Raw genomic sequence first — 12,965 nt, forward strand, 5'->3', positions numbered from 1 at the left:
GAGGAATCAGTCAACTGACCCCTCTTATTTTTAACCAATTTTCAATTGTAATCTTCATTTTATTTACTAAAAAGAGACTTCTACAAAAGCGTCAGTTGGGCATTTTTTAACACATACTCCACAACCAATACATTCTTCTGTATCAACTACTGGTAAATTATCCTCCATCTCAATCGCATCAACAGGACATTTTTTAGCACAAATTGTACAACCAAAACATCCTTTTTCACAAGCATTCTTAACTTCTTTTCCTTTTAAAACTGATTTACATCTAGTAACAACATCTTCCGCACTACTTACTAGCTCAATCACATTTTGTGGACACTCTGTAACACAGACTCCACATTCAACACATTTATCAGGATCAATTTCTGGCAACCCATTTTCATTCATTACAATTGCATCAAAATCACATACAACAGCACAATCACCAAACCCTAAACAACCGTATTCACAAGACTTAAAGTTATCTATCATACTAGCCATCTGACAACTTGGTACTCCTTGATAGTCAGCCTTATTAAAGGTTTCTTGATTTCCACCTTGGCATAAAACCTCAGCAACTTGTCTTTCAGTTGAACAAGCAGGAGCAACCCCCATGATGTCAGCAATATTTTCAATCAATTCTTCTCCTCCAACAGGACAACAATCAATTCCTTCCTTTTCAGCAGCTACTGCTTCTGCATAGCCAGAACAGCCTGCAAAGCCACAGGCACCACAGTTAGCTCCAGGTAAAACTTCATCAATTGCTACCTTCTTTGGGTCTTCTTCTACTGCAAATTTAACCGATGCATAAGCTAAACCAGTTCCAAATAATAATCCTAAAACTCCTAGTCCTAAAGCTGCATTTACAAAATAACTAATTTCCATTCTATTTCACCTCCTAATTTACATAGCAATCCCAGCAAAAGCCATAGCCATCATTCCAGCTACTACTAAAGTAATTGGTGCTCCTTTGAGTGGTTCAGGAACATTAGCAAATTCTAATCGTTCTCTTATTCCAGCCATCAATACAATTGCTACCGTAAAACCAACCCCTGCACCTAAACCAAAGACTGCACTTTCAATAAAAGTATACCCTTCCATTGAAATCATGATTGCCAAACCTAAGATGGCACAATTAGTTGTAATTAGTGGTAAAAAGATCCCCAAGGCTTTATATAATGGAGGACTAACCTTCTTAACAAATAGCTCTGTCAATTGAACAAAAGAAGATATTACTAAAATAAAAGCAATATATCTTAAATATTCAATTCCTAATGGAGCTAAGATAGCAGCATCAACAATCCAAGTTACAACTGCCGACGTAGTCATTACAAAAGTAGTCGCTAACCCCATACTAAAAGCGGTTGGAACCTCTTTCGAAACTCCTAAAAAAGGACAGATTCCTAAAAACTGCATTAAAACAAAGTTGTTTGTTATAGACGCAGCTACAAATAACAAGAATAAATCTCCCATAATTTACCCTCCTTTTATCCAAAATTAAGCTGTTTTTTGACCTTCTTCAGATGTTGCAGTAGTACCTCCAAGTAATCTCTTAATATCAAATGACTCACTCATAATCAAGTTAAAGAAACCAACTAACAACCCTAAAGTAATAAAAGCTCCTGCCGGTAAAGTAATCACTGAAATCGGCTGATACCAATCACCCATAATCTGCATTGTCATTCCAGTTCCTCTAAATAGAGTTCCGAAACCAAAGATTTCTCGAATACCTCCTAAAACAGTTAATATCCAAGTAAAGCCAATACCCATTCCTAAAGCATCCGCTATAGCACGTGGAATACTTACTTTAGAAGCAAAGGCTTCAGAACGATTCAAGATCAAACAGTTAACGATGATCAAAGGAATAAATAAAGCTATCTGTTCAGCAATTTCAGGAAAATAAGCCCGTGCTCCTAGATCAACTATCGTTACAAAAGTGGCTATTACAACAATAAAACTAGGAATTCTAACATCTCCTGGAATTATATTCTTCAATAAGGAGTTCACTATTCCTCCACCGAGCAATACAAAACTAGTTGCCAATCCCATAAATAAACCAGTCGTTGCCGTACTAGTAACAGCCAGTACAGGACACATACCCAACAACATGACAAAAACAGGATTTTCTTGCCATAGACCTTTTAAAAAATCTTGGGTTTTTTCAGCCATATTACTCACCTCCACCGTAATTTTCTGCTATTTCAACTGCTTCTTCTATCGCTTCATAAACAGCATCACTAGAAACAGTTGCACCGGTTATCATATCTAGCTCCAATTCAGAAAAATTTACTCCATTAAATTGAGATTTAAAATCTTCTTCTTCTATTTTAGAGCCGATACCTGCTGTCTCTGAATGATCTATAATTTCTACTCCTATAACCTTTTCACTATCTAAATCAAGCCCAACTGCCACCTCAACATAACCATTATACCCTTCAGCTTTACCGTAAGAAACTAAACCAATAGCTTCTCCTAAAGCATCTAAAGCTTGACTTATATTATCTTCAATCGACACAAATTCATCTACATCATCAAAGATAGCAACTCCAGGCTGAGCAGCATCTTCAGCTAAACCTAAAGATAATTTTGCATTATCAATAGCTTCTTCTACTACCTGTTGTACAACCATACTAGAAATTGTCGCTCCAGTTATCATATCAACTTCTACTTCAGAAAATTCTACTCCTCTAAATTGCTCTTTGAAATCTTCCTCTTCTATTCTAGAACCCAAACCTGGAGTTTCTGAATGATCTAAAATAGTTATATCTATTACTTTTTGCTCGTCCATATCTAATCCAACCATAACTTCAACCTCTCCTGCATACCCTTGAGATTGCTCTTTAATAGCTACCCCTACTTCTTCGCCTGTTTCATCTAAACCTCTATAAAATTTAACACCTTCTTCTTCTTTCTCTATAAATTCCACTGCATCCGGCATCACAGCTAAAATAGCTTCATTTGCCCTTCTTTCAGCCTGTTCAGCAATTACAGGAGCAGTAATTTCATTGACAAAAGTCAGAGTAATTGCTGATGCCATCGTAATAACAATTAAAACTAGAATTAGACGTAACTCTATTTTATCTTTAGCCATTTGCTTTCACCTCACCATAGATTCGTGGTAAAGTATATTGATCAATAATTGGCACACACATATTCATTAATAAGATTGAATACAATACACCTTCTGGAAAGTTTCCATAAACACGAATGATTACTGTTAATAAACCACAACCAATTCCAAAGATCAATCTTCCTTTCTTAGTTACAGGACTTGTCACCATGTCGGTCGCCATAAAGATAGCACCTAACATAAGTCCTCCGGCAAATAAGTGAAATAATGGTCCTTGCTCTCCGACAAATGAAGTTAATACTGCTACAGTACCTAAATAACCAGCTGGAATTCTCCAATCAATATAGCCTTTATAGAGTAGATATAACCCTCCAAGCATAATAGCTAAGGCAGATGTTTCTCCTAAAGAACCTCCAGTTCTACCTACAAATAGATTCATTATTTCTGCACTACCTGCTTCCAATGGAGTCGCTCCTGATACAGTGTCTACTATTCCTAATGATTCTTGCAAACCACTAACTATCCCTGAAATAGCAACAGGAGGTTGTAATGGATCAGTCCATTGAGTCATTGGCCCTACATAAGAAAGAGTTATAAAAGCACGCCCAACTAAAGCAGGATTGAAGATATTATATCCCAACCCACCAAAGACATGTTTTCCTAATACAATCGCAACTACACTTCCTAATGTAGCCATCCACAATGGTAGTTCAGGTGGTAAAGTCAAAGCCAATAAAATTCCAGTTAATAGAGCACTACCATCATTAACTGTAACCTCAAGCCCTCTTATCTTTTGTATAGCCACTTCAGATAACATAGCCACAATACTACAAGTCACTATCAATAATGCGGCACTCATATCAAAATAATAAACAGCTGCTAACATAGCTGGTACTAATGCCAAAACAACTTGATACATTATATTAGAAGTTGTCTCTTTACTCTTAACATGCGGTGCTGATGAAACGGTTAAGTCTACTGTGTTATCCATTTTCTTACCTCCTATCATTCATTTTCTCTTATTTGAGCTTGAACTTTTCCTTTTCCTAACTTAATCCAATCTAAAATTTCAATTTTAGAAGGACAAATATAACTACAAGAACCACACTCAATACAGTCTAAAACATTATGATCCTTTAATTTTAAAACTTTATCAACTTGAGATAAATTCATCAAAGCAGTCGGTATTAATTTTACTGGACAAACATCAACACACCGAGCACAACGAATACAAGGTTTAGACTCTTGATATTCAGCAATATTTGCCTTACTTAAAGCTAAAATTCCAGAAGTCCCTTTAGTTACTGGATTAGTTAAATCCACTTGAGCTTGGCCCATCATTGGCCCACCTAAAATCAATTTACCTGGTTCTTCTTTAAAACCTCCACATTGATCTATTACTTCTTCAATAGGTGTCCCTATTCTTACTACTAAGTTCTTTGGTTCACTAATGACCCCAGTAATAGTAACTCCTCTTTCAACTAAAGGCATTCCTTCTTGAATTGCTTCCGCAATTACTACAGCAGTAGTAACATTGTTAACTACTACACCAACATCCAACGGTAATCCACCAGAGGGAACTTCCTTGCCTAAAACAGCCTCAATCAACTGCTTTTCTCCACCTTGTGGGTACTTAACTTCTAACGGAACAACTTTAATATTTGGTTCATCACTGATCAACTCTTTTGTTCTTTCAATAGCATCAGGTTTATTGACCTCAATCCCAATATAACCTTCTTTAGCTTCAGACATCTTCATTAATGCCTTTAAACCATAAATCATTTTTTCAGTCTGCTCAACCATTACTCGATGATCAACAGTTAGATATGGTTCACATTCTGCTCCATTTAAAATAACTGATTCTACATTTTTATCCTCAGGAATTGATACTTTTACATGAGTTGGAAAGGTAGCTCCTCCCAATCCTACAATTCCTGCCTCACTAACGATCTCTCTTAATTCTTCACTTGATAAATCTTCAAGTTCACCTTGAGATTCAATTCCTTCGGCTAATCTATCTTCACCATCATTTTTGATTTTAATTGACGTACTTTCGATAGCAACAACTTCTCCTGAAACACTGGCATGAATATTAGCAGAGACAAACCCTTCAGCCTCAGCAATCTTCTCACCTAAATCAACTATATCACCAACTTCAACAATTGGCTTAGCTGGTGCACCAATATGCTGCTGTAAAGAGATTATAACTTCTTTAGGTGCATTAGCCTTTTTTAAAGATTCCTTATGAGATAATTCTTTGTTATAACTAGGATGAATCCCGTGTTCAAAAGTTTTAGCTTTCATCTTATCACCCCTTTTATTAATATTGATAACATAAGGTAAGTCAGGAACTAGTTTAGATCGATTTATCAACAAATTAGCTCCAACCTAATCTTATAATCTGAGACATCAGAAGTCAAGTAATTTATAGCATTTTTTAATTTTTAGATTTTTTGAGCAGTTTTTAGATCTTTGATAGAGTTTATAGTTAAATTTATAAGGCAAATGAATTAAAAATAACACAGATCAATACCTCAGATATAACGTTAAATGGACTATAAATAACATCTATGAACGTATCAAATATGTGTTAAGACGATTATATCACATAAAGGAAGAAATGGAAACCTATGGGATAAAAAATTAAAATAATATAAAAAAACTTGTACTATTTAGATAAATCGCCAAAGAAGATAATCAAAGATAAAGCTTACGTAAGAATAGAATTTTAATTTATAGAAAACTACATTCTCAAAGTTAAATATCTCCATGCTAATGTATATTACTCTTGCTAAAGAGGAGGTAATAAAAAGAGATTAAAGTATTATATGTTAAGATGTAATTTTCCAACTTATAATTTTTAAATTTCATAAACTAAAAAAGGCCCACTAAAAATGTGGACCTTTTTTTAATTACTAATAAAAGCAGGAAAACCAGAATTTTCAAGTTCATCTCCTAATTGTTCCGCAGCTTCTTTTTCTCTAAAAGCTCCTACTTGTACTCGGTAAGGATTTTCACTTGTAATATAAGCCGTAAAACCCTTACTCTCTAGATCTTTTACTAATCCTTGAGCATTCTCTTCCTCACCAAAAGCTCCTACCTGAACAGTATATAAACCTTCATCAGCTATTGTTTGTTCCATACTCTCCTCATCCATTTCTTCTGTATGATCTTTATCCATTTCTTCTGTATGATTTTTATCCCCTTCAACTATTACCTCTGACTCTTCTTCCAACTTACGATTATCTGGCTTTTTTTCTTCTTCAACCATGATCCTTTCTTCAGTTGTAGACTGAATTTCTTCTTGTGGTGCAGTAACATAATCTAGAAACCAACTACTAATAAAATAACCAAAGACACTCGCAATTACAGCCATACAACCTAACATCACTACCAAGGAAAGTCCCGATTTAATCTTACGATTATTTCGCTTCATAACCTTGTCACCCATCAACTCTAACCAAGGTGGTAGGTGACCTCCCTCCTTCCATATAAATTCTAGCCAACTCAATTAATCTATATTATACTACCTTCTAGTTTATACAGAATAATTTTTAGAGCACCAGAAGATTATTCTGTATATTCAACAATAATCTTCCTTGCTTCAGCTACTGTATATAAAGAACCACTAATTAAAATGATATCTTTAGCAGTTGCTTGATTTTTAATATCATCCAAAACTTTAATTAAGTCTTCTTTCACCTCCACATTTAAATTGTATTTAATAACTTCCTCTTTCATTATATTGATCTCTGCTACACGTTTATTCTTATTTTTAGTCAAAACTACTTTAGTAGCTAAAGGAGCTATCTGCTTAATTATAGCTCTAAAATTCTTATCGCCTAAAATACTCAAAACTAAAGTTAAATTCTCAAACTCTAAATCCTCAATTGCTGCCTTCAATCTATTAGCGCCTGCCTGATTATGAGCACCATCAAGAATGATTACTGGGTCAAGATTAACAACTTCTAATCTTCCTGGCCAGTTGACTTGTGTAACCCCAGCTTGAATAGTTTCAATGGGCACTGGGTAGTCCTCTGTTAAAGCCTCTATAACCGCCATAGCAGTAGCTGTATTAATCATTTGATGTTCACCTAACAAAGGAAGCCTAAGATCTAAATAATCCCTTGTTGGCCCTTGTAAGTCAAATTTCTGATAAGCCAATGAGCTTTCCTTTTGTTGCCAATCATATTCCTGCAAAGCATTTACCAGTTCAGCATCTTTTTCAACACAAATTTTTTGTAATACGGCAAGCACCTCTTGATCATCAGTAGCAGTAATTACCTGCTGATCTTCTTTGATGATCCCTCCTTTTTCAAAGGCAATTTCTTTTATTGTATCTCCTAAGAATTCAGTATGATCTAAACTGACATTAGTTACAACAGATATTAAGCTATTTATCACATTAGTAGCATCTAATCTTCCTCCTAACCCTACTTCTAAAATTGTTAAATCAAGTTCCTGCTGAGCAAAATAATCTATTGCCAAGGCAGTAACCACTTCAAAAAAGCTAGGTTTTTCTAGCTTTTGAGCTACTTTGCTTACCAGAGGTTTAACCTTTTGAGTTACTTCTTTTAAGTCTCGATCACTAATATTAATTCCATTAATCCTTATCCGTTCATTAAATTCAATAATTTCAGGTGAATTATAGGTTCCTACCTTATAGCCAGCTTCTTTATAAATTGAAGTCAATATTGCAGATGTTGACCCTTTACCATTTGTTCCTGCTATATGTATTATATTTAATTCATCTTGAGGATTACCTAAATATTCCAATAGTAGTTCTATTCTTTCTAAACCAGGTTTAATATCATATTTGTCTAAACTATCTAAATAATTCATTTCAGCCATAGTTACCACCCCTCATCTTTTATAAAGTGATCTGAAATTAATATAATTTTGATCTAAGCAGCTACTCCTTTTATTATACCATAAAAAAAGCTACCTTTAATTAGTTATTTTATACTATATTTTAACTTAATACTAATTTAAAAAGACACATAAGGTGTAAAAGAAGAATAAACCTATACTAGAGATACTATTCAGTACTCTTTAAAATAGATTACCTTTAAGCTTTCAGGAGGGAACTCTAATGAATAATTATAGTCTATTATTAGGTATGACCTTAGATAAAGAAAAAATTAAACTAATTAATAGCTCGCTCAAGATAAATTCTACCCTAAGTAAACAGCATTCATTCTTGTTGTCATTTTTAAAAGAGTATCAAAAATCAGTTAGTAAGCAATTAAATCTAGAAATTACTGCGTTAAAAAACATTTCAGAAAATTTACAACTACAAGGAAGCTTAAACCTTGAACCCTTTCAAATCAAAAATAAATTATATTTACTAGGAGGTAAGCTTGCAATTTCAGATAATATAACTTGTCATTTGAATTTATACTATCAACAATACATATATCTTTCACTAACTTGGTTTAAATTTAATACCTTCAATAATTTCAATTTAAGGGTTACAGAAATATATAACCTCAGTAAGAGTAATAAAACGAATCAATTAGATCTATCATATTCAAAAAATGATCAGTTAATCGTCACGTATGAGATTAAACAGGGCAATACAAATAAGGAGCCAATAATTAACTCTTCATTAACACTAAAATTAATGCCTACAATCAAAAAACTACCAATCAATTTATATTTAACTATCAATTAAATCTACCTACTAAAAAGAAAAATAAAAAAGCAGGGATTTAAATGACCATCATCAATTATTATAGAAATAGAAACTAAAGATTAGGAGGAATCATTAAATGAAAGGATTGGCTATCTTAGGAAGTCCACATAATAACGGAAATACTGCTAAAGTTTTAAAAAGAGTAATTAGTAGCCTCAAAAAAGCAAAGCCAGAACTTAACTTAGATTATTTAAAAATTAAAGACCTTAAAATAGAGCCTTGTGTTGCTTGTTATAGCTGTAAAAAGAAACAAGGCTGTGTCATTGATGATGATATGTTAAATATTTATTCTAAACTTGATCAAGCTGATTTAATCTTAATTGCTTCTCCAATTTATTTTAATACGGTTACTGCTCAGCTAAAAGCTCTAATCGATCGTTGCCAAGCATTATGGGCCAATAAATTTATCCTCAAAGATCCGCTAATTGATACTGAAAAGAAAAGGATTGGTGCCTTTATTTCGACTGCTGGCGAACCACTATCAGAAGATAGCTTTAAATATGTAGTAGCTACTCTAGATCTATTCTTTAAAGGAGTAGATACTGAATATTATGATAACTTCTTCGTTCCTGATATCGATAATAAATCAGTAACTGAACAACCTAATCTTTTACAAGAAGCTGATGCTTGGGCTATAAAGTTAGCAGAACAGTTATAACTATTGGTAACTAAAAAGAGCTAAAAAGCCAACGTAATTTATACGTTGGCTTTTTAATTAAGCTTTTAAACCCTCTAATCTCTTTTCAAGCTGCTTCTTTTTAGCAGTATACTCTTCTTTCTTCTGTCTTTCTTCTTCCACTAAATGCTCAGGAGCATTATTAACAAATCCATCATTTTTCAACTTTCCTTCAGCTCGCTTAATCTCAAATTCCATCTCTTCAATCTCTTCTTCTAATCGAATTATTTCTTTATCTAAATCAACCATACCAGCTAGCGGTAAGATAATCTCTATCTCCTCTGTAATTGCTGTTGAAGCTTGTTCTGGCCTTTTCTCTACACCTTCTTTGATCTCTAACTGGCTTACTTTAGCTAAATCAGCAATATAAGATTGGCCCAATTTTATAATCTCTAACTTTTCAGTTACATCAGAAGTTAAGATAGCGGTAATCTTTTTTCCTGGATTAACCTGCATTTCATTTCTAATATTTCTGATACTCCTAATAACTTCCATAATAACTTCCATCTTACCCTCTACCTGTTCATTGACAGTTGATTTATCCACTTCAGGCCATTGAGCTAACATAATACTTTCCCCTCCAACAGGTAAGTGTTGCCATATCTCCTCAGTAATAAAAGGCATAATTGGATGTAATAATCGTAAAATATTCTCCAATACAAACCAAACAACATATTGAGCAGTCTGGCGCTGTAAACTATCATCCTCTTGATACAAGCGTGGCTTAATTAACTCAATATACCAGTCACAGAATTCTCGCCAAACAAAATCATATAACTCTTGAGAGACTTGGCCAAATTGATATTCTTCAAGCAACTCAGTTACTCTCTTAATCTCCTTGTTTAACCTACTTAAAATCCATTGATCTGCCAAAGTATAATCTAACTCATTATTACTCAACTCACTCAAATCAAAATCATCTAAATTCATCAATACAAAACGAGAAGCATTCCATAACTTATTAGCAAAATTCCGGCTGGCCTCTACCTTTTCTGGACGATATCTAATATCATTTCCAGGAGTATTTCCAGTAATTAAAGTCATTCTTAATGTATCACATCCAACCTCTTCAATTACCTCTAGCGGATCAACTCCATTACCTAATGACTTACTCATCTTTCTCCCCTCAGCATCCCTAACCAATCCATGAATATAAATATCTTCAAAAGGAGTTTCATCTGTAAACTTCAATGCCATAAAGATCATTCTTGCTACCCAAAAGAAGATAATATCTCGCCCAGTTACTAATACATCAGTCGGATAAAAATAATCCAAATTAGGATTATCTTCGGGCCAATCTAGAGTAGAAAATGGCCATAATCCAGAACTAAACCACGTGTCTAATACATCTTCATCCTGCTTTAAATTACTACTATCACATTCAGAACACGTTTTAACCTCTTCTCTGCTAACAATGACCTGCTCACAATCCTGACAATACCAAGCTGGTATTCTATGCCCCCACCATAATTGTCTAGAGATACACCAATCTCTGATATTCTCCATCCAATTAAAGTATATTTTGTCAAAACGTTCAGGTACAAACTTTGCATCTCCATTTCTAACTGCTTCAATTGCAGGCTTAGCTAACTCTTCCATAGCTACATACCACTGTTTAGAAACTAACGGCTCAACCGTAGTATCACAACGATAACATTGACCGACAGAATGCTCATGCTCTTCAACCTTTTCTAGCAAATTAATTTCTCTAAGATCTGAAATCAAGTTTTTTCGACATTGATAACGATCCAACCCTTCATACTTTCCAGCGGCAGTAGTCATTCTAGCCTGATCATCAATTACCTTAATAACATCTAAATCATGGCGTTCACCAATCTCAAAATCATTAGGATCATGAGCAGGAGTAACTTTAACTAAACCAGTACCAAATTCAAAATCTACATATTCATCTGCTACTACTTCAATCTCCCGCTTAACAATTGGTACAATTACCTTTTTCCCTAATAGATGTTGATAACGCTCATCAGCTGGGTTAACAGCTATAGCAGTATCTCCTAATAACGTTTCAGGCCTTGTAGTCGCAACAACAATATATTGATCACTATTCTTAACTTGATACTTAATATGATACAGCTTACCTGATTGATCTTCATGCTCAACCTCAATATCAGATAATGTCGTTAAACAATCAGGACACCAATTTACAATATAATCCCCACGATAGATTAAACCTTCTTCATAAAGTTGAACAAAGGCCTCTTTAACTGCTCGATTACAGCCTTCATCCATAGTAAATCGCTCACGGTTCCAATCACAAGAAACTCCTAACTTTTGTAATTGATTTGTAATTGTATCCCCATACTCTTCTGTCCAATCCCATGCTCTTTCTAAAAACTCTTCTCTAGTGATATCATCTTTGCTCAAACCTTCTTCTTCATGCATTTTATTAACAACCTTAACTTCAGTTGCAATACTAGCATGATCAGTTCCTGGTAACCATAAAGTTTCATAACCTTGCATCCTCTTCCATCTAATTAAGATATCCTGAAAGGTATGATCCAAAGCATGTCCGATATGTAACTGGCCAGTCACATTTGGTGGTGGCATCATAATTGTAAATGGTTCTTTATCCTGATTAACCTCTGCTTGAAAATAACCATTTTCATTCCAATGACTATACCATTTATCTTCCACCTGAGCTGGATCATATGTTGTTGAAAGATTTTTTTCTTCACTCATATTTTTATTCCTCCCTTATTCCAATCATTTATTTAGAAAATAAAAAAACCCCTTCACCCTAATTACTAAGGACGAAAGAGTAACTAATCTCCGCGGTACCACCTTAATTGACCATAATACCAACTACTAACTATTCCTTAATAGTTGATTATAAGACTCCACTTAATATCTGATAACGGCAGATACCGATCTAGCTTACTCTAGTTTCAGCTTAACAGCTCCAGAGCGACTTCAATTAATCTTTCTTAGAGTGCCTCTCAGCTTAAAACACTCCTCTCTAACAAGAAAGTGATTAACCTACTCCTCTCCTTCAACACCTTTTAAAATTTATTCTATTGCAAATATATAATATAACTATTTAAACTACTTGTCAACATCTATACTTAAATTCACTCCAAGCAACTAATCACTATACTAGCAGTAGCCAAGTTAGTAGCTAACGGAATATTATGTACATCACAAATCCTAAGCAAAGCACTTACATCTGGTTCATGAGGTTGAGCAGTTAAAGGGTCTCTTAAAAAAATGATAGCTTCCACCTCTTTACTAGCCACTTGTCCTCCAATCTGTTGGTCCCCTCCTAATGGTCCAGAAGCCATCCTAGTTACTTCTAAATTAGTTTTTTCATTTAATAACCTTCCTGTAGTTCCAGTAGCAACTAAACTAAATTTCTCCAATAACTCTCTATTTTCCTGAGCAAATTCAATCAAATCTGACTTCTTCTTATCATGTGCTATTAAGGCTATCCTCTTCATCTTCATCCCCCTTTGTAATTAACTTAATCTTAGAATTTAATATTCAAGATAACTCATAAAATTCCTTTATAACTTATTATATTC

At 34.1% G+C, this 12,965-nt stretch carries 12 protein-coding genes and 1 other annotated feature; of the genes, 2 read left to right on the plus strand and 10 right to left on the minus strand.

Translation table 11 applies throughout. The features are described 5' to 3' along the window. Nucleotides 1-66: 66 nt before the first annotated feature. The 8 genes from ACKF5P_RS09295 to ACKF5P_RS09330 all read right to left on the minus strand — a co-directional run bounded on the left by ACKF5P_RS09295 (nucleotide 67) and on the right by ACKF5P_RS09330 (nucleotide 7,906). Entirely contained in the window at nucleotides 67-870 is an 804-nt protein-coding gene (locus ACKF5P_RS09295; protein WP_408954927.1) for an RnfABCDGE type electron transport complex subunit B, read from the minus strand. Nucleotides 871-888: 18 nt separating this feature from the next. Next, on the minus strand, nucleotides 889-1,458 hold the full coding sequence (locus ACKF5P_RS09300; protein ID WP_408954928.1) for an electron transport complex protein RnfA: 570 nt from the start codon (nucleotides 1,456-1,458) through the stop codon (nucleotides 889-891). 24 nt (nucleotides 1,459-1,482) lie between these two features. Beyond that, nucleotides 1,483-2,154: an electron transport complex subunit RsxE gene (rsxE, locus tag ACKF5P_RS09305; protein WP_408954929.1), complete on the minus strand. Its 672-nt coding sequence runs from the start codon at nucleotides 2,152-2,154 to the stop codon at nucleotides 1,483-1,485. 1 nt (nucleotide 2,155) lies between these two features. Further along, the gene (locus ACKF5P_RS09310; protein WP_408954930.1) at nucleotides 2,156-3,076 is read right to left on the minus strand and encodes an FMN-binding protein; all 921 of its coding nucleotides are present in this window, start codon (nucleotides 3,074-3,076) and stop codon (nucleotides 2,156-2,158) included. Then, complete coding sequence (locus tag ACKF5P_RS09315; RefSeq protein ID WP_408954931.1) at nucleotides 3,069-4,046, minus strand: RnfABCDGE type electron transport complex subunit D; 978 nt, start codon at nucleotides 4,044-4,046, stop codon at nucleotides 3,069-3,071. Before ACKF5P_RS09315 ends, ACKF5P_RS09310 begins: the two co-directional genes overlap by 8 nt. A 14-nt stretch (nucleotides 4,047-4,060) precedes the next feature. Continuing rightward, a complete protein-coding gene (gene rsxC, locus ACKF5P_RS09320) occupies nucleotides 4,061-5,359 on the minus strand; it encodes an electron transport complex subunit RsxC (protein ID WP_408954932.1) in 1,299 nt (432 codons plus the stop codon). 604 nt (nucleotides 5,360-5,963) lie between these two features. Further along, nucleotides 5,964-6,491 carry an SPOR domain-containing protein gene (locus tag ACKF5P_RS09325; protein WP_408954933.1) on the minus strand — a complete coding sequence of 176 codons (528 nt, stop codon included), beginning with the start codon at nucleotides 6,489-6,491 and terminating at the stop codon, nucleotides 5,964-5,966. A gap of 134 nt (nucleotides 6,492-6,625) precedes the next feature. Next, a complete protein-coding gene (locus tag ACKF5P_RS09330) occupies nucleotides 6,626-7,906 on the minus strand; it encodes a bifunctional folylpolyglutamate synthase/dihydrofolate synthase (RefSeq protein ID WP_408954934.1) in 1,281 nt (426 codons plus the stop codon). A gap of 241 nt (nucleotides 7,907-8,147) precedes the next feature. Between ACKF5P_RS09330 and ACKF5P_RS09335 the strand changes: the two genes are divergently transcribed. Together ACKF5P_RS09335 and ACKF5P_RS09340 are read left to right on the plus strand one after the other, a co-directional pair. Next, nucleotides 8,148-8,729 carry a hypothetical protein gene (locus ACKF5P_RS09335; RefSeq protein ID WP_408954935.1) on the plus strand — a complete coding sequence of 194 codons (582 nt, stop codon included), beginning with the start codon at nucleotides 8,148-8,150 and terminating at the stop codon, nucleotides 8,727-8,729. Between the two features lie 97 nt (nucleotides 8,730-8,826). Then, nucleotides 8,827-9,408 carry a flavodoxin family protein gene (locus ACKF5P_RS09340; protein WP_408954936.1) on the plus strand — a complete coding sequence of 194 codons (582 nt, stop codon included), beginning with the start codon at nucleotides 8,827-8,829 and terminating at the stop codon, nucleotides 9,406-9,408. Between the two features lie 57 nt (nucleotides 9,409-9,465). Here ACKF5P_RS09340 and ACKF5P_RS09345 read toward each other — a convergent pair whose 3' ends face one another. Together ACKF5P_RS09345 and mgsA are read right to left on the minus strand one after the other, a co-directional pair. Next, nucleotides 9,466-12,126, minus strand: coding sequence for a valine--tRNA ligase (locus ACKF5P_RS09345; protein WP_408954937.1), 2,661 nt, complete (start codon nucleotides 12,124-12,126; stop codon nucleotides 9,466-9,468). A 64-nt stretch (nucleotides 12,127-12,190) separates the two neighbouring features. Beyond that, nucleotides 12,191-12,449 (minus strand) — a binding site (T-box leader). Nucleotides 12,450-12,515: 66 nt separating this feature from the next. Continuing rightward, nucleotides 12,516-12,881, minus strand: a complete 366-nt coding sequence (gene mgsA / locus ACKF5P_RS09350; RefSeq protein WP_408954938.1) for a methylglyoxal synthase — start codon at nucleotides 12,879-12,881, stop codon at nucleotides 12,516-12,518. Nucleotides 12,882-12,965: the final 84 nt, after the last annotated feature.

It is taken from the genome of Natroniella sp. ANB-PHB2 (assembly GCF_046097105.1).
In the GTDB taxonomy this organism is placed as follows: Bacteria; Bacillota; Halanaerobiia; order Halobacteroidales; family Halobacteroidaceae; genus Natroniella.

Bases quoted from the DNA above. Each gene is read 5' to 3' on its own strand.
- ACKF5P_RS09295 (WP_408954927.1), bottom strand. From the start codon at position 870: ATGGAAATTAGTTATTTTGTAAATGCAGCTTTAGGACTAGGAGTTTTA.
- ACKF5P_RS09300 (WP_408954928.1), bottom strand. From the start codon at position 1,458: ATGGGAGATTTATTCTTGTTATTTGTAGCTGCGTCTATAACAAACAAC.
- rsxE (WP_408954929.1), bottom strand. From the start codon at position 2,154: ATGGCTGAAAAAACCCAAGATTTTTTAAAAGGTCTATGGCAAGAAAAT.
- ACKF5P_RS09310 (WP_408954930.1), bottom strand. From the start codon at position 3,076: ATGGCTAAAGATAAAATAGAGTTACGTCTAATTCTAGTTTTAATTGTT.
- ACKF5P_RS09315 (WP_408954931.1), bottom strand. From the start codon at position 4,046: ATGGATAACACAGTAGACTTAACCGTTTCATCAGCACCGCATGTTAAG.
- rsxC (WP_408954932.1), bottom strand. From the start codon at position 5,359: ATGAAAGCTAAAACTTTTGAACACGGGATTCATCCTAGTTATAACAAA.
- ACKF5P_RS09325 (WP_408954933.1), bottom strand. From the start codon at position 6,491: ATGAAGCGAAATAATCGTAAGATTAAATCGGGACTTTCCTTGGTAGTG.
- ACKF5P_RS09330 (WP_408954934.1), bottom strand. From the start codon at position 7,906: ATGGCTGAAATGAATTATTTAGATAGTTTAGACAAATATGATATTAAA.
- ACKF5P_RS09335 (WP_408954935.1), top strand. From the start codon at position 8,148: ATGAATAATTATAGTCTATTATTAGGTATGACCTTAGATAAAGAAAAA.
- ACKF5P_RS09340 (WP_408954936.1), top strand. From the start codon at position 8,827: ATGAAAGGATTGGCTATCTTAGGAAGTCCACATAATAACGGAAATACT.
- ACKF5P_RS09345 (WP_408954937.1), bottom strand. From the start codon at position 12,126: ATGAGTGAAGAAAAAAATCTTTCAACAACATATGATCCAGCTCAGGTG.
- mgsA (WP_408954938.1), bottom strand. From the start codon at position 12,881: ATGAAGAGGATAGCCTTAATAGCACATGATAAGAAGAAGTCAGATTTG.